Origin of the sequence: Pseudomonas alcaligenes (assembly GCF_041729615.1) — a bacterium.
Classification (GTDB): Bacteria; Pseudomonadota; Gammaproteobacteria; order Pseudomonadales; family Pseudomonadaceae; genus Aquipseudomonas; species Aquipseudomonas alcaligenes_B.
The window spans coordinates 2,411,509-2,434,628 of the sequence record NZ_CP154874.1 but is presented as its reverse complement, the minus strand read 5'-3'; the positions used below and the strand labels follow the sequence as shown (position 1 = coordinate 2,434,628).

Annotated in this window: 24 protein-coding genes; 17 read left to right on the top strand and 7 right to left on the bottom strand. The window is 66.9% G+C overall.

What is annotated here, in order from left to right:
- Window positions 1-54 precede the first annotated feature (54 nt).
- Window positions 55-390, top strand: coding sequence for a hypothetical protein (locus AAG092_RS11825; protein ID WP_373386837.1), 336 nt, complete (start codon window positions 55-57; stop codon window positions 388-390).
- On the opposite strand, the gene AAG092_RS11820 is transcribed toward AAG092_RS11825, so the two are convergent.
- Window positions 387-1,352: a GTP-binding protein gene (locus AAG092_RS11820; protein ID WP_373386836.1), complete on the bottom strand. Its 966-nt coding sequence runs from the start codon at window positions 1,350-1,352 to the stop codon at window positions 387-389. The genes AAG092_RS11825 and AAG092_RS11820 overlap by 4 nt on opposite strands.
- A 70-nt stretch (window positions 1,353-1,422) precedes the next feature.
- On the opposite strand from AAG092_RS11820, the gene AAG092_RS11815 reads away from it, so the two are divergent.
- Window positions 1,423-1,776 carry an NADH:ubiquinone oxidoreductase gene (locus AAG092_RS11815; protein ID WP_373386835.1) on the top strand — a complete coding sequence of 118 codons (354 nt, stop codon included), beginning with the start codon at window positions 1,423-1,425 and terminating at the stop codon, window positions 1,774-1,776.
- Between the two features lie 223 nt (window positions 1,777-1,999).
- Here AAG092_RS11815 and AAG092_RS11810 read toward each other — a convergent pair whose 3' ends face one another.
- From AAG092_RS11810 to dksA, 3 genes are read right to left on the bottom strand one after another with little or no spacing between them, the layout of a single operon-like run.
- Window positions 2,000-2,641, bottom strand: a complete 642-nt coding sequence (locus AAG092_RS11810; RefSeq protein ID WP_373386834.1) for a DUF1826 domain-containing protein — start codon at window positions 2,639-2,641, stop codon at window positions 2,000-2,002.
- The gene (gene zigA, locus AAG092_RS11805; protein ID WP_373386833.1) at window positions 2,641-3,846 is read right to left on the bottom strand and encodes a zinc metallochaperone GTPase ZigA; all 1,206 of its coding nucleotides are present in this window, start codon (window positions 3,844-3,846) and stop codon (window positions 2,641-2,643) included. The genes AAG092_RS11810 and zigA overlap by 1 nt, the downstream gene beginning before the upstream one ends.
- Complete coding sequence (gene dksA / locus AAG092_RS11800; RefSeq protein WP_373389590.1) at window positions 3,839-4,261, bottom strand: RNA polymerase-binding protein DksA; 423 nt, start codon at window positions 4,259-4,261, stop codon at window positions 3,839-3,841. The genes zigA and dksA overlap by 8 nt, the downstream gene beginning before the upstream one ends.
- An 85-nt stretch (window positions 4,262-4,346) precedes the next feature.
- On the opposite strand from dksA, the gene folE2 reads away from it, so the two are divergent.
- Genes folE2 through AAG092_RS11780 form a run of 4 tightly spaced genes read left to right on the top strand, consistent with a single transcriptional unit; the run spans window position 4,347 to window position 7,647 of the window.
- Window positions 4,347-5,243, top strand: coding sequence for a GTP cyclohydrolase FolE2 (folE2, locus tag AAG092_RS11795; RefSeq protein WP_373386832.1), 897 nt, complete (start codon window positions 4,347-4,349; stop codon window positions 5,241-5,243).
- Window positions 5,240-5,905, top strand: coding sequence for a metal ABC transporter ATP-binding protein (locus tag AAG092_RS11790; RefSeq protein ID WP_373386831.1), 666 nt, complete (start codon window positions 5,240-5,242; stop codon window positions 5,903-5,905). The genes folE2 and AAG092_RS11790 overlap by 4 nt, the downstream gene beginning before the upstream one ends.
- Window positions 5,905-6,765: a metal ABC transporter permease gene (locus AAG092_RS11785; protein ID WP_373386830.1), complete on the top strand. Its 861-nt coding sequence runs from the start codon at window positions 5,905-5,907 to the stop codon at window positions 6,763-6,765. The genes AAG092_RS11790 and AAG092_RS11785 overlap by 1 nt, the downstream gene beginning before the upstream one ends.
- Window positions 6,766-6,774: 9 nt before the next feature.
- Entirely contained in the window at window positions 6,775-7,647 is an 873-nt protein-coding gene (locus tag AAG092_RS11780) for a metal ABC transporter substrate-binding protein (RefSeq protein ID WP_373386829.1), read from the top strand.
- Between the two features lie 68 nt (window positions 7,648-7,715).
- On the opposite strand, the gene AAG092_RS11775 is transcribed toward AAG092_RS11780, so the two are convergent.
- The 3 genes from AAG092_RS11775 to AAG092_RS11765 are packed head-to-tail and all read right to left on the bottom strand — an operon-like array spanning window position 7,716 to window position 10,766.
- Window positions 7,716-9,641, bottom strand: coding sequence for a DUF2207 domain-containing protein (locus AAG092_RS11775; RefSeq protein WP_373386828.1), 1,926 nt, complete (start codon window positions 9,639-9,641; stop codon window positions 7,716-7,718).
- Window positions 9,642-9,643: 2 nt separating this feature from the next.
- Window positions 9,644-10,210 carry a LemA family protein gene (locus AAG092_RS11770; protein WP_373386827.1) on the bottom strand — a complete coding sequence of 189 codons (567 nt, stop codon included), beginning with the start codon at window positions 10,208-10,210 and terminating at the stop codon, window positions 9,644-9,646.
- Between the two features lie 49 nt (window positions 10,211-10,259).
- The gene (locus AAG092_RS11765) at window positions 10,260-10,766 is read right to left on the bottom strand and encodes a DUF3617 domain-containing protein (RefSeq protein ID WP_373386826.1); all 507 of its coding nucleotides are present in this window, start codon (window positions 10,764-10,766) and stop codon (window positions 10,260-10,262) included.
- Between the two features lie 564 nt (window positions 10,767-11,330).
- On the opposite strand from AAG092_RS11765, the gene tssA reads away from it, so the two are divergent.
- The 11 genes from tssA (at window position 11,331) to tssH (ending at window position 23,107) form a co-directional block, all read left to right on the top strand.
- Window positions 11,331-12,893, top strand: coding sequence for a type VI secretion system protein TssA (gene tssA, locus AAG092_RS11760; protein WP_373386825.1), 1,563 nt, complete (start codon window positions 11,331-11,333; stop codon window positions 12,891-12,893).
- Window positions 12,894-12,928: 35 nt separating this feature from the next.
- The gene (tssB, locus tag AAG092_RS11755) at window positions 12,929-13,435 is read left to right on the top strand and encodes a type VI secretion system contractile sheath small subunit (protein WP_021702432.1); all 507 of its coding nucleotides are present in this window, start codon (window positions 12,929-12,931) and stop codon (window positions 13,433-13,435) included.
- A 23-nt stretch (window positions 13,436-13,458) separates the two neighbouring features.
- The gene (tssC, locus tag AAG092_RS11750) at window positions 13,459-14,934 is read left to right on the top strand and encodes a type VI secretion system contractile sheath large subunit (RefSeq protein WP_373386824.1); all 1,476 of its coding nucleotides are present in this window, start codon (window positions 13,459-13,461) and stop codon (window positions 14,932-14,934) included.
- A 4-nt stretch (window positions 14,935-14,938) separates the two neighbouring features.
- A complete protein-coding gene (gene tssE / locus AAG092_RS11745) occupies window positions 14,939-15,343 on the top strand; it encodes a type VI secretion system baseplate subunit TssE (RefSeq protein WP_373386823.1) in 405 nt (134 codons plus the stop codon).
- A 24-nt stretch (window positions 15,344-15,367) separates the two neighbouring features.
- Window positions 15,368-15,892 carry a PAAR domain-containing protein gene (locus tag AAG092_RS11740; protein WP_373386822.1) on the top strand — a complete coding sequence of 175 codons (525 nt, stop codon included), beginning with the start codon at window positions 15,368-15,370 and terminating at the stop codon, window positions 15,890-15,892.
- Window positions 15,893-15,902: 10 nt separating this feature from the next.
- Entirely contained in the window at window positions 15,903-16,877 is a 975-nt protein-coding gene (locus AAG092_RS11735) for a DUF6402 family protein (RefSeq protein ID WP_373386821.1), read from the top strand.
- Between the two features lie 2 nt (window positions 16,878-16,879).
- Window positions 16,880-17,263 carry a hypothetical protein gene (locus AAG092_RS11730; protein WP_373386820.1) on the top strand — a complete coding sequence of 128 codons (384 nt, stop codon included), beginning with the start codon at window positions 16,880-16,882 and terminating at the stop codon, window positions 17,261-17,263.
- Between the two features lie 68 nt (window positions 17,264-17,331).
- Window positions 17,332-17,757, top strand: coding sequence for a carboxypeptidase-like regulatory domain-containing protein (locus AAG092_RS11725; protein WP_373386819.1), 426 nt, complete (start codon window positions 17,332-17,334; stop codon window positions 17,755-17,757).
- Window positions 17,757-19,547 carry a type VI secretion system baseplate subunit TssF gene (gene tssF / locus AAG092_RS11720; RefSeq protein WP_373386818.1) on the top strand — a complete coding sequence of 597 codons (1,791 nt, stop codon included), beginning with the start codon at window positions 17,757-17,759 and terminating at the stop codon, window positions 19,545-19,547. The genes AAG092_RS11725 and tssF overlap by 1 nt, the downstream gene beginning before the upstream one ends.
- Window positions 19,511-20,518 carry a type VI secretion system baseplate subunit TssG gene (gene tssG / locus AAG092_RS11715; RefSeq protein ID WP_061902810.1) on the top strand — a complete coding sequence of 336 codons (1,008 nt, stop codon included), beginning with the start codon at window positions 19,511-19,513 and terminating at the stop codon, window positions 20,516-20,518. The genes tssF and tssG overlap by 37 nt, the downstream gene beginning before the upstream one ends.
- Before the next feature lie 12 nt (window positions 20,519-20,530).
- Complete coding sequence (gene tssH / locus AAG092_RS11710; protein ID WP_373386817.1) at window positions 20,531-23,107, top strand: type VI secretion system ATPase TssH; 2,577 nt, start codon at window positions 20,531-20,533, stop codon at window positions 23,105-23,107.
- Window positions 23,108-23,120: the final 13 nt, after the last annotated feature.

The following is a 23,120-nucleotide window of genomic DNA, read 5'->3' as shown; positions in this document are numbered from 1 at the left end:
ATCGCGACCGGCCGCCCGGCGGCCGGCCCGATCCTCGTGGACAAGGACCACACGTTGCAGAACCTGCGCACCTCCGACAACGGCAGCTACATCGACTTCCTCCGTGATCGGCTCAACGAGCTGGGCATCGAGGCCATCGCCTGCGACCTCGGCGAGGAAGCCCGCGGTCATCGCTACGCCCTGCTGCTGCCGCATGACGGCGACGCGCCGCGTGCCTGGCAGGCGCTCCACCAGGCGCCGGGCGAGCATGAGCACCACCTGCAGCTCGCCGACGCGCGGGACAACCGCCTGATCGCCTTCTGCCGCTCCGCTGCCGTGCGCCGCGCCAGCCTGGCGCTACTGGCCCTGGTGCTGATCAGCAGCCTGGCCGAGGCGCTGCTGCAGCACTAGCGGCGCCGACAGGCCAGCAGTCCGGCCTGCAGCGCCTGCGCCTGCTGCGGCGCGGCGAAGATCAGCTCCAGCCGTGAATCGCGCCGCCACTCGCTGAGCCGCCACTGCAGCGGCGCGCCTTGCAGCGCGTTGGCCGAGTGCCAGCCGCTCTCGCCGTGCAACACCAGCTTGGCCCGCCGCCACGGCAGCCAGGCCAGCCAGGCCTGCACCCGCCCCAGCTCGAACACCTGAGAAGGATGCACCCGCCAGCCGACGCTCCAGCCCTCGGCCTGCGCCTGCACCTGGCAGATCGGCTCCTGCGGATCACGCCAGATTTGCGCCAGCGGCGCGCGCTCGGCGGCCGGCAGCCTGTTGTCCTGCTCCGGCCCGGCCTGCACGGCACTGCCGGGCAGCTCGGCGAAGTCCAGCTCGCCCTGGCAGGTCCAGCGCATTGGCAGCATCGGCAGCTGCGCCTGCAGCCGCGCGCGCGCCATCTCGTCCAGGCCCTCCGCCTTGTTCAGCAGCAACAGGCCGGCCAGCGCCAGGGTCGCCTGCTGGCTCTCCGGCAGTGCCTGCCCGGCGGCCAGGGCGGCGGCGTCCAGCACCAGCACCGGTGGCTGCAGGGCCAGCACCCCGGCCCAGGGCGCCTGGCCCAGCTGGCGCAGCAGCTCCAGAGGGTGCCCCAGACCGGAGGGCTCGATCAGCAGGCGATCCGGCCGCGCCTGGCGCAGCAGGCGAGCCAGGCCGACCTGGAAGGGCGCACCGGCAACGCAGCACAGGCAGCCGCCGGGGATCTCGCTCAGGCTGACGCCGTCGTGGGCACCGCTCAGCAGCGCCTGGTCCAGGCCGATCTGGCCGAACTCGTTGATCAACACCGCCCAGCGCTCGTGCGTCGGCTTGTGCGCCAGCAGGTGGCGGATCAGGCTGGTCTTGCCGGCGCCCAGGGGGCCGGCGATCAGGTGGGTGGGGATATGGGTCAGCATGGGCCTATGGTGCGGTTTCACGCGGCGGCGGGAAAGGCTAAAGTCGCCGCTTTGTTCGAGGAGAGATGCGATGCGCGCGATGCTTGCCCTGCTGTTGCTGGGCCTGGCCGGCCAGGCCTGGGCCGAGGCCTGCGTGGTGCATGCCGAAGGCAAGCAGGTGGAGGTGAAGCTCTGCCAGCAGAACCGCAGCATCCCCGCCCACCTGTTCCGCGAGGGCTTCTGCGCACCGCAGCTCAAGGGGCAGAAGGTCGAGGTCAGCTTCGCCGCGCAGTGCCCGGCCGGCGCCTTCGGCGAGTGCCGCAACGCCAAGGTGCAGGGCACGCCCTACCAGCAGGACATCCACTACTACGGCATCGCGACCGACGCCCGCTACCTCAAGCCCGCCTGCGAGCAGCAGTACAAGGGCGTGTGGATGGCGCGCTAGCAGGTTGTTGAAAAACGTTGGCGAGGCCGCCAGCGCAAGGCGCAACGTTAGTAACAGCCTCCGGCTGGTCAAAACGGCGAAAAAGCGCAGTTTAAAAGTGGTAAATGAGCATTTGATTCGCTTCGCTCACCCCTCCGGGGCCGTACTAAAGCACGTTCAGCCTTCGGCTGTGAGCCTGTTTTTAACGCTGCGATGGCAACGCAGGTAGTTTTTCAACGGTCTGCTAGGCCAGCCAGTCCAGGGTCAGCAGCAAGCGGCGCTCGCCCGGCGGCGGTGTCGGCGAGCGATGGATCAGCCCGGCGCCTTCGTTACCCGGCCACTTCTCGCCCTTGGCCAGCGCCACCCAGCCAGCTTCCAGACGCTGGATGCGCTCGCCGTCATGCGGTTCGGCCTGGGCCTCGCCGAGACGGCGACGGTCCATGCCGCCTTCTTCCAGCCATTCGCTGGCCACCCCGGCGTAGGTGCTGATCAGCCGCAGCGGCACATGGTCGACGTGGAAGCGCGGGCACATCGGCTTGGTCAGGCTGCGCAGACGCAGGCCGACACGCCGGGCACCGAGCAGGCAGGCAAAGGCCTCGGCCAGCCAGGTGAGATCGGCAATGAAGGCGTCATAGCCATGAAAGTCGGCCTGCGCCCGCAGCAGCGCGGGCAGGCGCAACTGCTCGTCGGCGCCCACCTCGATCTGCACGGACTCCGCCACCTCCAGCGGCTGGGCCAGCAGGATGCGCACGAAGTCCTCGACCTGTGGCGCCAGGCGCCGCTGCCAGACCGCCAGGTTGACGCCCTCCTGCAGGGCCTCGGCAAGCACCTCGGGCTGGCTGCCCAGGCACGCGCGGGGCGGCGGGCGCAGCTTGAGCGCCAGCATCAGGCGGCCTCCTCGGTCCAGGCGCCGAAGGGGTCCGGCAGGCGTTGCCAGGCCTCGGGGCCGGCGGCCATTTCGGCGTCGGTCAGCAGGCAGTCGTCCAGCTCGGCACGCAGGCGCGCGAAGTCGATGTTCTGGCCGATGAACACCAGCTCCTGGCGGCAGTCGCCGACCTCGGCGCTCCATTTGCTCATGATGGTGCGCAGACCGTCCTCGTCCTCGGGCCACTGGGTCTTGGGCACGAAGCGCCACCAGCGCCCGGCATAGCCATGGCGCATCAGGCCGCCGGCCTGCGACCAGCTACCGGCTTCCTGGTACTTGCTGGCCAGCCAGAAGTAACCCTTGGAGCGCAGCAGACGGCCGTTGACCCACTCGCGGTTGAGGAAGGCGAAGAAGCGCTCCGGGTGGAAGGGCCGACGCGCCTGGTAGGCGGTCGAGGCGATGCCGTATTCCTCGGTCTCCGGTACGTGCTCCCCACGCAGCTCCTTGAGCCAGCCGGGGGCCTGGGAGGCGCGGTCGAAATCGAAGCGGCCGGTGTTGAGGATCTTCGCCAGCGGCGCCTGGCCCATCACCATCGGCAGGATCTCGGCCTCGGTGTTGAGCCCGCGCAGGATGGCCGTCAGCTCCTCGCGCTCGGTGCTGGAGATCAGGTCGGTCTTGCTGATCAGGATGACGTCGGCGAACTCCACCTGCTCGATCAGCAGGTCGGTGATCGAGCGCTCGTCTTCCTCACCCAGGGTTTCGCCACGGCTGGCCAGGCTCTCGGCCTCATGGAAATCACGCAGGAAGTTCACCCCATCGACCACCGTCACCAGGGTGTCCAGGCGCGCCAGGTCCGACAGGCTCTGGCCCTGCTCGTCGCGGAAGGTGAAGGTCTCGGCCACCGGCAGCGGCTCGCTGATGCCGGTGGACTCGATCAGCAGGTAGTCGAAGCGGCCGTCGCGGGCCAGCCGCGCCACTTCCTCCAACAGGTCTTCGCGCAGGGTGCAGCAGATGCAGCCGTTGCTCATCTCCACCAGTTTCTCGTCGGCGCGGTTGAGGCTGACGTCGCGCTGCACTTCGCTGCCGTCGATGTTGATTTCACTCATGTCGTTGACGATCAGCGCCACGCGCAGGCCGTCGCGGTTCTTCAGCACGTGGTTGAGCAGGGTGCTCTTGCCAGCGCCGAGAAAGCCCGACAGCACGGTGACGGGTAAGCGGTTATCCATTGGGGTTTCCTCGCACATCACGGATATGGCGTTCGCGTTGTTCCTGACGTTCCTTGGCCTCGATGCACAGGCTGGCGGTGGGTCGCAGCAGCAGACGGCGCAGGCCGATCGGCTCGCCGGTCTCGCTGCACCAGCCGTATTCGCCGCGGGCCAGGCGCTCCAGCGCTTCGTCGATCTTGTCGAGCAGCTTCTTCTCCCGCTCCAGCAGGCGCAGCTGCCACTGGCGCTGCTCCTCGGCGCTGCCCAGGTCGGCCGGATCGCTGGCCGGCTGCTGTTCGCGCAGCTCGCCGAATTCCTCGTCGATGCGCTGCTGCAGCTCGGCGCGCTGCTCCAGCAGGCGCTGGCGGAAGAACGCCTGCTGCACCTCGTTCATGTAGGTGTCGGCAGGCATGGCAAGCAGATCGGCTTCGCTGATCACGGGGTGGACTCGTCAGGGGTGTCGCTTTATTTTGTTATAACATAACATTTTGGACAACCGCCCTCGCCGCCACAGGTTCCCGATGAACGCCCTGACTCTCCCCGATATCGCCGCGCAAACCAGCGCCCAGGCGCAGCCCGCGCTGGACTTCGTCGGCATGCAGCAGATCGCCATGCCCGTGCAGCTGGCCGGCATGCCGCTGGCCTGCCGGGTGGATGCCGGGGTCAGCCTGGATGATGCCAGCGCGCGGGGCATTCACATGTCGCGCCTGTACCTGGCGCTGGAAGCCCTGGAACACCAGCCGCTGACCCTGCCGGCCGTGCAGCGGGTGCTGCGCCAGTTTCTGGACAGCCACGCAGGCCTGTCACAACGCGCCTACCTCAACCTGCGCGGCGAGCTGCTGCTCAAGCGCCCGGCCCTGGTCAGCCCGCTGGCCGGCTGGAAGGCCTACCCCGTGGCACTTACCACCCGGCTGGACGCCACGGGGTTTCACGTGGAACTGCAGCTGACACTGGGCTATTCCTCGACCTGCCCGTGTTCGGCGGCGCTGGCCCGGCAACTGATTCAGCAGCGATTTGTGGATGATTTTGCCGGCAAATCACTCGATCATGCCGATATCATCGACTGGCTGGGCAGCTCACAGGGGATCCTCGCCACGCCGCACAGCCAGCGCAGCGAGGCGCGCCTGCAACTGCGCCTGGACCCGACGCTGCAGGAGCTGCCACTGCTGCACTGGCTGGACAGCGCCGAGGCCGCCCTGGGTACCGCCCTGCAGACGGCGGTCAAACGCGCCGATGAACAGGCCTTCGCCCTGGCCAACGGGCAGAACCTGATGTTCTGCGAGGACGCCGCGCGCCGCCTGCACCAAGCCCTGCGCGAGCAGGACGGGCTGCTCGGCTTCGCCCTGGAAGTGGTGCACGCCGAAAGCCTGCATGCCCACGATGCCGTGGCCCGCAGCCAGTGGAGCCGGCCGGCATGATCCGCTGCGAGGGCCTGCAATGGGGGCCGCCCGGCCGCCCGCTGACCCCAGCGCTGGACCTGCACCTGGCGGCCGGCAGCCTGACCGCCGTGATCGGCCACAACGGCTGTGGCAAGAGCAGCCTGCTCAAGGTCATCGCCGGCTGGCAGGCGCCGCTGGCGGGCCAGGTGCGGGTGGAGGTGCCACGCCAGGGTGGCATCGGCATGCTGATCCAGCAGCAGGCCTTCGACCGCCAGTTTCCCATTCGCCTGGACGCCCTGGTGGCCGGCGGACTGTGGTCGCAGAAGCACTCGCGCGCCGCACAGCGGGCCCGGCTGGAGCAGACGCTGGAGCGCTGGCAGCTGAGCGGTCTACAGGCACTACCGCTGGAAGCGCTGTCCGGCGGCCAGCTGCAGCGCGCCCTGCTCGCCCGCCTGGATCTGACCGGCGCCCGCCTGCTGCTGCTCGACGAACCGGAAGCGGCGCTGGATGCCGAGGGCCAGGCGCTGTTCTGGCAACGCGCGCGCCAGTGGCAAGCCGAAGGCCGCACGCTGCTGGTGGTCAGCCACGCCGTGGGCCATTTGGGCGACTGGCTGGACAACGCCCTGCTGGTGTCCGCACAGGGCTGCATCCTGGCGCCGGTCAGCGAACTGCGCGGCGCGCGGCTGGAGCGCGTGGCCTGATGCTCGACCCGCTGTGGCAGCCCTTCGCCGAATTCGCCTTCCTGCGCCGCGCCCTGCTCGGCGGCCTGGCGCTGGCCTGCAGCGCCGCGCCGCTGGGGGTGTTCCTGATGCTGCGGCGCATGAGCCTGATTGGCGACGCCATCGCCCACGGCATCCTGCCCGGCGCCGCGCTGGGCTTCTGGCTGTTCGGCCTGAGCCTGCCGGCGCTGACCGCCGGCGGCCTGGTCGCCGGCCTCGGCATGGCCATGCTGGCCGCCTGGGTCACGCGCCGCACCGGACTGCGCGAGGACACCAGCCTGGCCGCCCTGTACCCCATCTCGCTGGCCAGCGGCGTGCTGCTGCTCGGCCTGGCCGAGCGCAAGCTGGACCTGATGCACCTGCTGTTCGGCTCGGCGCTGGCGGTGGACCAGCCCACCCTGCACGGCATGCTCAGCGTGGCGGCCATCAGTCTGAGCGTACTGTTGCTGATCTACCGCCCGCTGGCGCTGGACAGCCTCGATCCGCTGTTCCTGCGCAGCGTCAGTCGCATCGGCCCGCTGGTGCACGGCCTGTTCCTGGCCCTGGTGGTGCTGAACCTGGTGATGGGCTTCCAGGCCATCGGCGCCCTGATGGTGGTCGGCCTGATGATGCTGCCGGCCGCCGCGGCGCGCTTCTGGAGCCGCCACCTGCCGCACCTGCTGCTGCTCGCCGCGCTGATCGGCGCCGCCAGCGTCTGGCTCGGCCTGCTGCTGTCCTACCACGCCGGCCTGCCGAGCGGACCCTGCATCGTCCTGCTGGCCGGGCTGGCCTACCTGATCTCGGTGATCGCCGGGCCGGTCCACGGTCTCTGGCGTCCGGCTCCCTTACCCACATCGCCCTGAGGAAAACCCATGCGCGTCCTGCTCGCCCTGATCGCCCTGCTCCTGCCGCTGTCACTACCCGCCGCCGACAAGCCGCAGGTGGTCACCAGCTTCAGCATCCTCGCCGACCTGACTCGCGCCGTCGGTGGCGAGCACATCGAGCTGACCAACCTGGTCGGGCCCGACGAAGACGCCCACGTCTTCGAACCCAGCCCGGAACATGCGCGCACACTGCTGCAGGCCGACCTGATCATCGCCAACGGCCTGGGCTTCGAGCCCTGGCTGGAACGCCTGCTGGCCAGCAGCGAAGCGCGCGGCAGGCGCATCGACGCCAGCCAGGGCGTGCTGCCGCTGTGGCTGGAGGAGGACGGCGAGAAAGTCGCCGACCCGCACGCCTGGCAGAGCCTGAGCAACGCCGAGATCTACGTGCGCAACATCACCCAGGCGCTCAGCCAGCTCGACCCGGCGCATGCCGACGCCTACGCCGCCAACCGTGACGCCTACCTGGCCAAGCTGCATGCGCTGCTCAAGCAGGCCAATTCGCGCCTGGCCAGCCTGCCGGCCAGCCAGCGCAAGGTGGTGACCAGCCACGATGCCTTCGGCTACCTGGGCCAGGCCTGGCAGCTGCAGTTCATCGCGCCGCAGGGCCTGTCCACCCATGACGAGCCGTCCGCCGCCGAAGTCGCCGCGCTGATCCGTCAGCTGCGCAGCGAAGGCGTGCGCGCCGTGTTCGTGGAAAACATCCGCGACCCGCGCCTGCTGCAGCAGATTGCCGACGAGGCCGGTGCCCGCGTCGGCGGCACCCTGTATTCCGATGCCCTGGCCAGCCAGGGGCCGGCCAGCACCTACCTGGGCATGTTCCAGCACAATCTCGATACCCTGCTGGCCGCGCTCGCACCATGAACCTCTGGCTGGCGACAGCCGCCCGCTGTCCGAGCTGGTCGAACGGCTGCGTAGCGAGGCACAGCTACCTACCAGCCACCACCGCCGCCGCCGCCACTGCCACCCCCCGAGGAACCTCCGCCTGAGGAGCCGCCGGAGGACGAGGATGAGCTGGCCGGCGGCGTCGAGGCGCTGGCACTGGCGCTGGCCAGGCTCGAACTCAGGGCGCCGCTGAAGGCGGTCGGCGAGCTGAAGCGCTCACGCGCGGCGTACCAGCCCGGTCGGTACTCGTGCCGGCTGGGATCGATCAGGCCGGCTTCCAGCGCGGCGGCGAAACGCGCGCTCCACTGTGCCTCCACGCCCAGCGCCATGGCGTACGGCAGGTGGCGTTCGTACAGCTCGATGCTCATCGCCGGCGCTTCGGCCGCGCGCGCCAGTACCTCGCTCTCGGCCAGTTGCAGGTAGTCACGGTAGCCGGCCGCAGCATCCAGCAACTGCTGCCCCTTCACCGAAGGCGCCTCCAGCCAGCGGTAGAACAACCCCACCAGCAACAGGTAGGCGATCACCAGCAGCATGACCGGCAGCGAGCAGGCAGACAGCAGCATCCACAGGCCAATCGGCACCGGGAAGCCGAACAGCAGTGCCACTACCACCAAGCCAATCCGTTTGCCGTAGCCCGCCTCACGCATCGCCAGCGTCAGCACCACCGCCGCCGGTATGCCGAAGCCCAGGCTGAAGACCATGCCGGCGATGGCCAAGCCCCATTGCTCTTCGCCCTCCAGCCCGGTCAGCACAGCGAGCAACAGGCCGGGCACGGCGATGGCCAGGCCGGTGGCCCAGGCCGCACGGTTGTTGGCGTGCCACTGCGCCCCCGCCGTCTGCAGGCTGTCGACCATGCGCGTCTTCATCTCGGCCAGGCGCGGCTGGTAGCGACTGCCCAATTCCAGGGGCGCGGAGTTGTTCAGCGGGAACAGGCGGCGGAGCCATTCGATCTCGCCCACACGTGCCGATTCCGCCGGTTTGCGGCCGGGCTGCAGAACGAAACCGTCGCCACCTGGCCGGTCCTCCAGGCGAATCAGACCGTGGATCGCCCAGTCGGTGAAGCAGATCGCCAGCGCGCGGGCATCGTTGAAGGCACCGCGAAAGCCGCGATGCCAGAGATAGCCCACCTGCGTCGGGCTGAGATCATCGGGAGCCTCGAAACGCACGATATGCAGGCCCTTGCGCGGGTCGCGCCCCACGCGTCGCCAGGTGCGCAGGTAGTAAACGAGCAGGGCCAGCCAGAGCAGGGCACCCAGGGTCAGGCCGGCGTTGTCGAACAGCAGGCGCAGGCTGCGCTGCAGCAGGCCGGGCCGCTCGACGATGCCGGCCTGCCAGTCCACGGCCAGGGTGAAACCCTGTTGCGGCGGCAACACAACGGTAGTCTCCAGCAGCAGCGAATTCTCGGTCTGCTCCAGCACCTGGTAGCCCACGCCCTGCTCGCCACTGGCACCGGTGTACCCTGAGACGCGGCCGATCCTCGCCCCCTCCGGCAGTTCTACACGCGCCGATGCCTGCAGGATCGGGAACGCCCAGGCGTTGCCGGTGACGTTCCAGTACAGCTCGTCCTCGTCCGGCCGCTGCAGCAGTTGCGGATCGACCCGATAGCGCAGCTCATACACGTAGCGCCCCGGCTCCAGCAGGATATGCGGCGAACCGAGGTAGAAGCGCTGGTAGGCACCCTGGGTCTCGCGGCGTACCGCCTCGGGCTCACCGTCGCGGGTGGCGCTCAGCAGGTTGATCGGCGTCTTGCGCAGCAGGCCACCGGGCAGGCGATAGGTCACCGGAATGTCGCGATAGATGCCACGCTGGATCCTGTCGCCCTCGGCCTGCACGGTGATGCGCTCGGTCACATCCAGCAGGCCATCGTTGCGAACCTGCAGCTCGACTGCGAAATCCTCGATCACTTCCCGCGCCAGCGTCACGCCAGGCAGCAGAGCACACAGCAGCAGCAGGGGTTTCAGCCATTCCGGCATGTTCAGAACTCCATTTCCGGTGATTGCCCGTCGCGGGCGTCGTCCAGGGCGAAATAGGCGGCGCAGCGGAACGCGAAGGCGCGCGCCAGCAGATTGCTGGGAAAGGATTCGACCAGCACGTTGAGCTCGCGCACGGCGCCGTTGTAGTAACGCCGAGCCATCTGGATATGTTCCTCGACCTCGCTGAGGTTGCGCTGCAGGTCGAGGAACATCGCATCGGCCTTGAGCTCCGGGTAGCCCTCGACCAGGGCGAAGGCGCGCTGCAGGGCTGCCGATAGCTGGCCTTCGACCGGACCGCGGCCGGCGGCGCCATCGGTCTCGTGGGCCTGCGCTTCGCCACGCCGGATGACCAGCTCTTCGAGGGTATCTCGCTCATGGGCCATGTACGCCTTGAGACAGGCGACCAGCTGCGGAATCAGGCTGGAGCGGCGCTTGAGCTGCACCTCGATGCCGCTCCAGGCCTCGGCCACCCGTGCGCGGTTGAACACCAGACGGTTGTAGCAATAGATCACCGCCAGCAGCACCAGCGCCGCCAGCCCCAGCGCCAACCCAAGTCCCAGCCCCTGCATTCCCTGCCCCCTGCCGTTGCCCAGCGGGCAGTGTACCCGCCAGCGACGCTCAGCGGGCGGGCAGCCCGCCGCAGTCCGCGCCGAGCCAGCGCGCCTGGCTGTGCATGCTGCTCTGCTGGCCGTCGTAGACGCCGTTGAGCGTGGTGGTGAAGGCCGTATCGCCGTCGAAACGGGTCTCGCCTTCGCCCTCGCCATTGGGGCACTTGAAGCGGAACTTCCACACCTCGGCGCTACGCTCGGTGATCTCCTGGGTACAACCCGAATCGGGGTCCTGCAGGGGGATGTCGCGGGCCTTGGCGCTCGCCTCGCTGAGGCACAGCTGCACCCCGCCGCCGCCCAGCTTGACGCCCTGCTGAGCCAACATCTGTTCCATCATCTGGCGCTGCTCGGGCGGCAGCTTCTGCAATTGCTCGAGCATCTGCTGCATGTCCGGCATGGCCTGGCCGTCCTGCTGCATCTGGCTGGTGAATTCCCACAGGCCGGCACGCGGCTCGGCGCCGGCCAGGGCTGGCAGCAGACAGAGTCCCAGCAACATGGCGCGCGGTGTAGTGAACATGGTCTGGCTCCTCGAGAGATGGCTGACTCAGATAGCGTAGAAGTTCGCGCGAAAGGGCCCCTCGGCATGCACGATGGCGCAGTCACGGGCAGGGCACTTCTGCTCGCGCAAGGGAACAGCCACCTTGGCCGACCCGATCCTGCCTGGAGCAGCGTGTTCAGGATCCACCCGCAGGCGCGCGCCAAAATGCAGGCCGAGTTCACAGGCGGAACCCACCGGTCACTCACAAGTGTGAACCACGGCAGATTTATGAGTAAGTTATTTCTTACAAGTAACAAATAACTTACCTGACATCGAAAGTTAAACTTTCAATTGGCGCCAGAATGCCGGCAAGCGCATTGCCCGAAGAACTAAGAGCAATCTTTTCGCTTGCCGAATAGTTCACAGTTTTTGCCTTGCCCATCCCCCACCTCGGGGCTAGGATGCCCACCCCATAAGGACTATGTGCAATTTGTTGCGCAAGAAAGTGCGCAAGAAGTTGCGCAGCACAACCAAGCAACTGCTTGCTTCCCATATATATGGAAAGCACGGAAAGTTGCCTGGCACATATATAGAGTCAAAGGAATGACTACACTTTCACCCTTGGCTGAGCATTATCTGCAACTGGCGAAAAACCCAATTAATGACGGGGATTTCGCCGGGGCCGACATGCGCTATTCCGGCGAGTTCGAGGCCCTCGAAGGCGAGCTGGAAAAAGCCGCCGCCCTGCACCAGACCGAGGCCATCGACTGGCAGAAGATCCGCGACCTGAGCGAGGCGCTGCTGCGTCATCACTCCAAGGATCTGCGCGCCGCCTGCTGGATGACCTGGGCGCTGTACCAGCGCGAGGGACTCGCCGGCCTGCAGGCCGGCCTCGGCCTGCTCCACCTGCTGTGTGGCGAGCGCTGGGACGAGCTGCACCCGCGCAAGGACCGCACCCGCGCCGCCGCCCTGGCCTGGCTCACCCCGCGCCTGGAAAAAGCCCTGGCCGAGGACATCCCGGTGGCCGCGCAGCTGCCGCTGTTCCGCTCCCTGGCCGAGCTGCTGCGCGGCCTGGAGACCTGCCTGGCGCAGCGCCTGGGCGAGGAGGCGCCACTGCTGCTGCCGCTGTGCCGCCGCCTGGACGAGCAGATCAACCGTGCCAGCCAGGGCCAGAGCGAGCCCGGGATGGTCGGCGCGGCCATCGCCCAGGTCAAACAGGCCGCCGCCCAGGTGATCAACCCCAGCGCCCCGCTGGACAACGAGCGCGACGCGCACAAGTCGCTGCGCGCCCTGCAGGACGGCGCCCGGCCGCTGTGTGCCTGGTGGCTGAAGCAGAAGGCCAGCGACCTGCGCGCCCTGCGCCTGTCCCGCACCCTGCTGTGGCTGCCGATCGATGGCCTGCCGCAGGCCAATGCCGAACAGATCACCACCCTGCGCGGCCTGCCCGCCGACAAGCTGGCCAGCTTCGCCGAGCGCTTCGCCGCCGGCCAGTACGCCGACCTGCTGGTGGAAGTGGAAGCCAGCATCGCCCGCGCGCCCTTCTGGCTGGATGGCCAGCGCCTGGCCTGGGAATGCCTGCAGGAACTCGGCGCCGAGGCCGCCATGGTCGAAGTGGAGATGCAGCTGGCGCTGTTCCTCCAGCGCGTACCCGGCCTGGAAGAACTGCGCTACCACGACGGCGCGCCCTTCGCCGATGCCGAGACCCGCGCCTGGATCGGCGCCAGCGTGCTGCCGCACCTGCAGGCGCCGAGCGCCGAACCGACCGTACAGGTCAGCGCCGGCGGCGAACTGCCGGCCTGGGAACTGGCCCTGCAGGCGGCCCTGCCGCGCCTGCGCAAGGATGGCCTGAAGCCCGCCGTGCAGCAGCTCAAGCAGGGCATGGCCCAGGCCCAGGGCGGCCGCGCGCGGTTCTTCTGGCAGCTCGCCCTGGCGCGCCTGTGCAGCGCGGCGAAGAAGCACGAACTGGCCAAGACCCAACTCGAATCCCTCGACCAGACGCTGCAGGCCTCCGGCCTCGGCGAGTGGGAACCCGATCTCGCCCTGGAAGTGCTGCGTCTGCTGCACAACTGCTACGAGCTGCTGCCGCAGAACCACGCGATCCGCGAGCGCAAGGAAGAGATCCACCGCAGGCTGTGCCACCTCGATCTCGAAGTGGTGCTGGATTGAGGCCGCAAGGCCTCCGAACGTAAAGGAGAACAACCATGGCCAAAGAAGGCTCGGTAGCCCCCAAGGAACGCATCAACGTCACCTTCAAACCGGCGACCGGTGGTGCTCAGGAAGAGATCGAACTGCCCCTCAAGTTGATGGTTCTGGGTGATTTCACCCAGCGCGCCGACGACCGCAAGATCGAGGACCGCAAGCCGATCAGCATCGACAAGAACAACTTCGACGAAGTGCTGGGCAAGCAGGAGCTGAGCCTGACCTTCGCCGTGCCCAACCGCCTGCAGGACGAAGAAACCGACGACGAGCTGCCGGTGCAGCTGCGCATCAACTCGATGAAGGACTTCAACCCGGCCGCCGTGGTCGACCAGGTCCCCGAGCTGAAGAAGCTGATGGAACTGCGCGACGCCCTGGTCGCCCTGAAAGGCCCGCTGGGCAACGCCCCGGCCTTCCGCAAGGCGATCGAAAGCGTCCTCTCCGACGACGACTCCCGTGACCGCGTACTGGGTGAACTGGGCCTCGCCGCCCAAGCCCAGCAAGACGCCTGAATTCTCGACAAGGAAGCCCGAGCATGAGCACCAGTGCAGTAGTGGAAAGCACCCGGAATGTCGCCGAAGCCGGCATTCTCGACCGCATCATCGCGGAAACCCGCCTGACCCCGGACGACGAGGCCTATGACATCGCCAAGCGTGGCGTATCCGCCTTCATCGAAGAACTGCTGAAGCCGCACAACCAGAACGAGCCGGTGAAGAAGGCCATGGTCGACCGCATGATCGCGGAGATCGACGCCAAGCTCAGCCGGCAGATGGACGAGATCCTCCACCACGCCGACTTCCAGGCCCTGGAATCGTCCTGGCGCGGCCTCAAGCTGCTGGTCGACCGCACCGATTTCCGCGAGAACACCAAGCTGGAGATCCTCAACGCCTCCAAGCAGGACCTGCTGGATGACTTCGAGGACAGCCCGGAAATCACCCAGTCCGGCCTGTACAAGCACATCTACACCGCCGAATACGGCCAGTTCGGCGGCCAGCCGGTAGGCGCCATCGTCGCCAACTACTTCTTCGACCCCAGCTCGCCGGACATCAAGTGCCTGCAGCATGTGGCCTCGGTCGCCTGCATGGCACACGCCCCGTTCATCGCCGCCGCCGGCCCGAAATTCTTCGGCCTGGAGAGCTTCACCGGCCTGCCCAACCTGAAGGACCTCAAGGATCACTTCGAGGGCCCGCAATTCGCCAAGTGGCAGAGCTTCCGCGAGCGTGAAGACGCGCGCTACGTCGGCCTGACCCTGCCGCGCTTCCTGCTGCGCAACCCCTACGATCCGGAAGAGAACCCGGTGAAGACCTTCGTCTACAAGGAGAACGTCGCCGGCAACCACGAGCACTACCTGTGGGGCAACACCGCCTACACCTTCGCCTCCAAGCTGACCGACAGCTTCGCCAAGTTCCGCTGGTGCCCGAACATCATCGGCCCGCAGAGCGGTGGCGCGGTGGAAGACCTGCCGCTGCACCACTTCGAGAGCATGGGCGAGATCGAGACCAAGATCCCCACCGAAGTGCTGGTCTCCGACCGTCGCGAGTACGAGCTGGCCGAGGAAGGCTTTATCGCCCTGACCATGCGCAAGGGTAGCGACAACGCCGCGTTCTTCTCCGCCAACTCGACGCAGAAGCCGAAGTTCTTCGGCATCAGCGAGGAAGGCAAGACCGCCGAGCTGAACTACAAGCTCGGCACCCAGCTGCCCTACCTGTTCATCGTCAACCGCCTGGCCCACTACCTGAAGGTGCTGCAGCGCGAGCAGATCGGCGCCTGGAAAGAGCGCACCGACCTCGAGCTGGAGTTGAACAAGTGGATCCGCCAGTTCGTCGCCGACCAGGAGAACCCCAGCTCGGAAGTCCGCAGCCGCCGTCCGCTGCGCGCCGCCCAGGTGATCGTCAGCGACGTGGAAGGCGAGCCGGGCTGGTACCGCGTCAGCCTCAACGTGCGCCCGCACTTCAAGTACATGGGTGCCGATTTCACCCTGTCCCTGGTCGGCAAGCTGGACAAGGAGTAAGCACGTGGCCTACGGCAGCCTGTTCGAGCGCCTCGGCGGTGACACCGTCGGCCGCGCCCGCCTCGACCACGAGGTGGCCGTGATGGCCTCGGTGGCTGCCCATCTGGCCAAGATGCTCAGCACCCGGGCGGGCAGCGTGCAGACGCTGCCCGACTACGGGTTGCCCGATCTCAACGACATGCGCCTGTCGCTGCACGACGCGTTGCAGCAGGCACGCATGGCGATCGAACGCTTCATCGAACAATACGAGCCGCGCCTGAAACAGGTGCGGGTCATTTCCCTGCCGCGCGAGCACGACCCCCTCAGCCTCAACTTCGCCATCGAAGGGCTGCTGCAGGTCGAGGGCATCAAGCGCCAGGTCAGTTTCGCCGCGCAGCTGGATGGCAGCGGGCAAGTGAAGGTCAGGTAAGGGCCTGTTCAAAGGAGAGCATGGATGTCCGGTAAACCCGCCGCCCGCCTGGGCGACCCCACCGCCTGCCCGGTTCCCGGCCACGGCACTAACCCCATCGCCGTCGGCTCGCCCAACGTGCTGTTCGACAGCCTGCCGGCGGCCCGCCAGGGCGATGCCTCGGCCTGCGGCGGCGCGCTGTCCGGCAACGTGATCCCGACCGTGCTGATCAACGGCAAGCCGGCGACCACCATCGGCACCGTGGGTAATCACGGCAATGTGGTGGTGGCGGGGTCGGGGACGGTGTTGATTGGGGTCAGTGGAGGAGGTGCGGCCTTTACGGCGCCGCAGCCGGTGACCTTTGCTGGTGTGTTCGACGAGCACTTCGTTGTGCTGGATGCTCAGACCGGCGCTCCCCTTGCCGATCAGGCCTATCGCCTGGAAACCGCCTCCGGTCAGGTCATCTCGGGGGTCACCGACAGCCAGGGCAAAACCGAGCGCATCAGTTCATCCCGAGCGGAGGGCGTCACCCTGACCCTTGAGCCACAGACCGCGCTCGTGATCGCCTGAGGAGAACGAAATGCTGCTGGCTCCCATCGTTTCCCAATTGACCCCGTCCAAGCAGACCGAGGGCAAAAAGGCACCTGTCGAGACGTTCAAGATTACCGACATTCCCACGGTGATGGATGGGCTCGGCTGGTCCCAAGGCGCCCGCTTAATGCGCAAGTGGTTCAACAACCCAGCCTATGAGATGCCCGCCGCAGTTAAGGTAGGCAATGTATCACCTAGCACTCTTAGTGGGCAGCAACTACTAACCGACTTGCCCTTCGAATGGCTGTTCAGTTCCTCTAGGCGCATACAAGACCGCGTGGAGAGTCTAGTGTCCGATCTCCAAGAGGTTCGTGAATTCAATGGATTGATAGGGAGAACCAAGTCACCGCTGACACAGCTTTCCAACGGTCTTGTAGTTTTCATGAACCGTCTGAAACGCATAGGACACCTGGATGAAAATTCCTGCACGCTGCACAACGCCTCTGAAGACTTCAGTGGCTTGTCAGCTATTCAGCTCGAAGAAACTTCTCAATTCAATCTAATTCGAATTGGCGCCACCCTCTGGGAAAAGGCAACAGACGATCTTGATGATGTATACGGCGCCCTTGGCAGTTTCGTCATCAAGGTTGCCGCCACAAAATTCAGAACCTACGCCAGTGATCATGGTTTCCCTGCAATAGAAATAGAAGAAATTGGTCTCTATGTACGAGACACCTATGACTTCCTCAACATCGACGGCGACCAGCTTCTTGGCTACTGGAATCGGCCTGGCGTAATTCGCCCAGGCCCTATCGAAGCCATTTCCTCTCCAGAGCACATCGATAGAAGCGGAAGTCGCTATTTCAAGGTCACCAATGGTGCTTTCAATAAATATCGTCAGCTGAAAAATAAGGGCGGTGACTTTCTCGTCTTCTCTACGGTAAAGCTCTACCCCGTATCGATTTCAGTACACCTCAGTAAGCCAGACTTTAAGGAATTCACAAATCGGAAGCAGGGGTACTAACGATGAATAAGAAGTATCTACTCATTGCATTGACTATATTTATTACTTGCTTTTCCGTGAGCGGCTCGTGGCTCTTCACAAAACTACGTCTTAGCTCCACTACCGAGCCATACATGACCTATTGGAATGAAGCACGCACCTGCTATATCAATGCATATATTCCAAGGTTCTCGTCGCTTGGTGCTTTGGGAAAAACCATAAAACTATTTAGCAGCGACTCCTTTTTTCGGGTCTATGACAAAAATGGTGTCTTACTAAAAAGCTCCGAGTGGCTGCTTTGGCAGCGCGAATTCGCCGAGTTAGAAAAGGCCATCTGGGTCAATGGCCACGCCATCTACCCAACCGACAGCGGCTATGCCAGCTGGACCTTGCCGGAGTGCAACTAGTGCTCCTGTTCGTACCCCACACAAGGTCAGCCAATAGCCGCACCGCTCTGCTAGCGATCACGGTCGCCATGCAAAGTTCCTGCGTCCCCTACCCCCACTCGGTGACCCGCAACCCGGCCATCGAGGGCCGAGTGCTGTCCGCCGAAACAGGGCAGGCAGTGGCGGACGCCAGGATTGAGCTGGATATCGGCAGCGACGAATCCTGGCGCTACGAAACCATCAGCGACACCGAGGGCCGTTTCGCCTTCGCCGAACACCGTGACTATCGCCTGTTCGCCCTGCTGGCCGATGCGCCGCGCTGTGGAACCACGCTGTCGGTCAGCGCCGCCGGCTACCACACCCGTCACTGCACTTGGATGAGTAGGTACTGGTGCTCATCGGTACCGGTGCAATTGCCTCGACTGACGCTGCAACCAGTCCATATCGCCGTCTCTGACGAACAAGGGACTGATCTCTGGAGCTGTCTCGAATCGGCCAAGGAGCAGGCCCACTAATGTCCTTCAACCACCACTACCAGAGCGAACTCTCCGCCCTGCGCCAACTGGGTAAGCGCTTCTCCGAGCGCAGCCCGGCGCTGGCGCCGTTCCTCGGCCAGGCCGGGCGCGATCCGGATGTCGAGCGTCTGCTGGAAGGCTTCGCCTTCCTTACCGGGCGCCTGCGGCAGAAGCTCGACGACGAGCTGCCGGAGCTGACCCATTCGCTGATGCACCTGCTGTGGCCCAACTACATGCGCCCGCTGCCGGCCTTCAGCATGTTGCAGTTCGACCCGCTCAAGCGCCCCGGTCCAGCCCTTGCGGTGCCGCGCCACACGCCGGTGGAGGCCAGGGCCATCGAGGGCGTGACCTGCCGCTTCCGCACCGCCTATGCCTCGGAAGTGCTGCCGCTGGCGCTGAACGGCCTGGACTATTCGGTGAAGGGCGATGGCGCGTTGCTCAGTCTGCGTCTGGGCATGAGCGCCGACGGCCATCTCGGCGAGATCGGCCTGAGCGCCCTGCGCCTGCACCTGGCCGGCGAGCGCTATATCGCCCAGTTGCTCTACCTCGGCCTGTTGCGCCACCTCGGCGGTCTGCAGCTGGTCCTGCTGGATGGCGAAGGTCAGCCGTTGACCGGCGAGCAGGGCCTGCCGCTGCCGGCCATCGGCCTGCCGGCGAGCCAGGTCGAGGCGGTCGGTTTCAGCGAAGACCACGCGCTGATTCCCTACCCGCACAACACCTTCCGCGGCTATCGCCACCTGCAGGAATACTTCGCCTTCCAGGACAAGTTCCTGTTCGTCGAGCTCAAGGGGCTGGATGCACTGCAGCGCCAGCCGGCCGAAGTGCTGGAGCGTGCCCGCGGCCTGGAACTGCGCTTCGATATCCGCAAGACCGGCCTGCAGCGCATCCGCCCGACCCTGGACAACGTGCGCCTGTACTGCACGCCGGTGGTCAACCTGTTCGCCCACGACGCCATCCCGATCCGCCTGGACGGCAAGCAGGACCAGTACCTGCTGCTGCCGGCCGAGCTCGACCCGCGGCACTGCGGGGTGTTCTCGGTGGACCGGGTGACCGGCTGGAAACCGGGCGGCATGGGCTACGAGGAATACGTGCCGTTCGAGTCGTTCGAGCACGACATCAGCTTCGACCAGCCGCGCGCGCGCCCGCACTACAGCGTGCGCCAGCAGCCGTCGCTGCTCGGCGACGGCCTGGAAACCTGGCTGAGCTTCGGCGCGCGCAACGGCGATGCGCAGGAGACCCTGTCGATCGAGCTGACCTGCACCAACCAGAGCCTGGCGCGCCAGCTCAAGCCGGGCGACATCTGCCTGCCCAGCGAGGACACCCCGGAGTTCCTCAGCTTCCGCAATATCGGCACGGTGACGCCGAGCTATGCGCCGCCGCTGCACCGCGACTACCTGTGGAAGCTGATCTCCAACATGTCGCTGAACTACCTGTCGCTGGCCGACGTCGAGGCGCTCAAGGTCATCCTGGAGACCTACGACCTGCCGCGCCACTACGACCAGCACGCGCTCAAGGTCAGCCAGCGCATGCTCGGCGGCCTGAAGAGGATCGCCCACCAGCACGTCGACCGCCTGCATCGCGGCCTGCCGATTCGCGGCGTGCGCACCGAACTGACCATGGACCAGGACGGCTACCTGGGCGAAGGGGACCTGTTCCTGTTCGCCTCGGTACTCAATGAATTCTTCGCCCTCTACGCCAGCCTCAACAGCTACCACGAGCTGCGCGTACAGAGCACACAGGGAGAGGTGTACCAATGGACGCCGCGCATGGGGCAGCAGCCCCTGCTCTGAGCAAACTCAGCTCCGGCATCCGCGAGTACAGCCTGTTCCAGGGCGTGCTGCGGGTGCTGGACCGCCTGCGCGCCGCCCATCCCGAGCTGGATGAGGAGGCGCTGTACGAGCGCCTGGAATTCCAGGCCAACCCCAGCCTGGGCTTCCCTGGCAGCGACACCGATCGCCTGGAGTTCTTCGAGGAGCACGGCGAGCTGCGCGCGCGCCTGCGCATCAACCTGGTCGGCCTGTTCGGCGCCGGCTCGCCACTGCCGGCCTTCTACAGCGAGCAGGCTCTGGGCGACGGCCCGGACGGCAACACCACTCGAGACTTCCTCGACCTGTTCAACGACCGCCTGCAGCGCCTGCTCCTGCCGATCTGGCGCAAGTACCGCTACTACGCGCACTACGAAAGCGGCGCCCGTGACCTGTTCTCCGCGCGCCTGTTCGCTCTGATCGGCCTCGGCGGCGAGCGCCTGCGCGCCGCCGAGGACCTCAACTGGCGGCGCCTGCTGCCCTACCTCGGCTTGCTCAGCCTGCGCGCCCACTCGGCGGCGCTGGTCGAGTCGGTGCTGCGCTACTACTTCAAGCACGCCGACCTGCGCATCGAGCAATGCGTCGAGCGCCGCGTCGAGATCATCGCCGAGCAGCGCAACCGCCTCGGCCTGGCCAACAGCCAGCTGGGCGAAAGCCTGGTGCTGGGCGACTCGGTGCGCGACCGCGGCGGCAAGTTCCGCATCCATATCCGTCAGCTGAGCTGGGCGCGCTTCCACGAATTCCTGCCGATCGGCAACGGCTACCAGCCGCTCTGCGCGCTGGTGCGCTTCACCCTGCGCGACCCGCTCGACTACGACATCCGCCTGGCCCTGCGCCACGAGGAAATCCGCGAGCTGCGCATCGGCCAGGACAACGTCTGCCACCTCGGCTGGACCTCCTGGCTCGGCCACGAACAGGCCGATGGTGTCGTCACCATCGGCAGCAAGACTCATTAAAGGACTGATGAAATGATCAACGTCGACCTTCAACAGCTGGTCCAGGCACTGGACGCCGAGACCCGCCGCGAACTGGAAGCCGCCGCCGAACGCTGCCTGCAGCGCGGTGGCAGCAAGATCCTGGTCGAAGACCTGCTGCTCGGCCTGCTGGAACGCCGCGACGGCCTGCTGGCCCGTGCCCTGCAGGATGCCGAGGTGGACGCCGGCGAGCTGGCCGCCACCCTGCAGCCGCGCGGCGAGGCCAGCGAGTCGCGCAACCCGGTGTTCTCCGCCGAGCTGGTGCAGTGGCTGCAGGACGCCCTGCTGGTGGCCAACCTGGAGCTGGGCCAGAGCCAGATCGAACAGGCCGCGCTGCTCCTGGCCCTGCTGCGCAACCCCCTGCGCTATGCCGGCAGCCGCTACCAGCAGCTGCTGGCAAAGATCGACGCCGAGCGCCTGCGCGACTTCGCCTTGAGCCAGCAGCAGCCGAACCCGCCAGGCAAGCCGGCCGCACCGGGCGAATCCAACCTGCAGCGCTTTACCCACAACTTCACCCAGCGCGCCCGCGACGGCAAGCTCGACCCGGTGCTGTGCCGCGACGACGCGATCCGCCAGATGATCGATATCCTCGCCCGCCGGCGGAAGAACAACCCGATCGTGGTCGGCGAGGCCGGCGTGGGCAAGAGCGCGCTGGTCGAGGGCCTGGCCCTGCGCATCGCCGCCGGCGAAGTGCCGGACGTGCTGCGCGGCGTCGAGCTGCTCGGCCTGGACATGGGCCTGCTGCAGGCCGGCGCCAGCGTCAAGGGCGAGTTCGAGCGGCGCCTGCAGGGGGTGATCGACGAAGTGAAGGGTGCGGCCAAGCCGACCATCCTGTTTATCGACGAGGCGCATACCCTGATCGGCGCCGGCGCCCAGGCCGGTGGCTCGGACGCCGCCAACCTGCTCAAGCCGGCCCTGGCTAGAGGCGAGCTGCGCACCATCGCCGCCACCACCTGGAGCGAATACAAGAAGTACTTCGAGAAGGACCCGGCCCTGGCCCGGCGCTTCCAGCCGGTGCAGCTGCATGAGCCGACCGTGCAGGAAGCGGTGACCATCCTCCGTGGCCTGGCGCCGATCTATGAAAAGAGCCACAGCATCTACCTGCGCGACGACGCGGTGGTGGCCGCCGCCGAGCTGTCCGCGCGCTACCTGGCCGGGCGCCAGCTGCCGGACAAGGCGGTCGACGTGCTGGATACCGCCTGCGCCCGCGTGCGCATCAGCCTGGCCGCCGCGCCGCATGCGCTGGAGCGTCTGCGCGGCGAACTGGCCGAAGGCGAGCGCCAGTCCCTGGCCCTGCGCCGCGACCTGAACGCCGGCCTGGCGGTGGACGAAGCCGCCCTGGCCGCGCTGGAACAGCGCCTGGTCGAGGCCGCGGAAGAGCTGCAGCAGATCGAGGCGCGCTGGAGCGAACAGCGCCAGCTGGCCGAGCGCCTGCTCGACCTGCGCCAGCACTGCGCCCAGGCCCGCGCCGACGGCAGCGAGGAGCTGGCCACGCTGGAAAGCCAATTGCGTGAGCTGCAGGCCGAGCTGGCCGCCGCGCAAGCCAGCGAGCGCCTGGTCAGCTTCGAGGTCTGTCCGCGCCTGGTGGCCGAGGTGATCAGCCACTGGACCGGCGTGCCGCTGAGCCAGCTGGCCCGCGAACACAACGCCAAGGTGGCCAGCTTCGCCGCCGACCTGCGCGCCCGCGTGCGCGGCCAGGAACAGGCGGTGCAGGTGCTCGACCGCGCCATGCGCGCCGCCGCCGCCGGCCTGAACAAGGACGACGCGCCGGCCGGCGTATTCCTCCTGGTCGGCCCCAGTGGTGTCGGCAAGACCGAGACCGCCCTGGCCCTGGCCGACCTGCTGTACGGCGGCGAGCGCTTCCTCACCACCATCAACATGTCCGAGTTCCAGGAGAAGCACACGGTCTCGCGGCTGATCGGCGCGCCGCCCGGCTACGTCGGCTACGGCGAGGGCGGCATGCTCACCGAAGCGGTGCGGCAGAAGCCCTACTCGGTGATCCTCCTCGACGAGGTGGAGAAGGCCGACCCGGACGTGATGAACGTCTTCTACCAGATCTTCGACAAGGGCGTGGCCAACGACGGCGAAGGCCGCGAGATCAACTTCCGCAACTGCCTGATCCTGCTCACCTCCAACCTGGCCAGCGAACGCATCGAGGCACTCTGCGCGAACGAGCAGCGGCCGCCGGTGGAGCAGCTGGAAGAGGCGATCCGCCCGAGCCTCAGCCGCCACTTCAAGCCGGCCCTGCTGGCGCGCATGCGCGTGGTGCCCTACTACCCGGTGGCCGGCAGCGTGTTGCGCGAGCTGATCGAGCTCAAGCTGCAACGCCTCGGCCAGCGCCTGGGCAAGCGCCGCCTGCAGTTCAGCCACAGCCCGGCGCTGCTCGACCACCTGGCCGAGCGCTGCGCCAGCGGCGAGAGCGGCGCGCGGCTGATCGACCAGCTGCTGGAGCAGAGCCTGCTGCCGCGCATCGCCGACCGCCTGCTGGATGCCATGGCCAGCGGCGAGCCGATTACCCGCGTACACGCCACCCTGGACGGTGAAGGAGCACTGGCCTGTGAATTTGCCTGAACGCTCGCTTGAG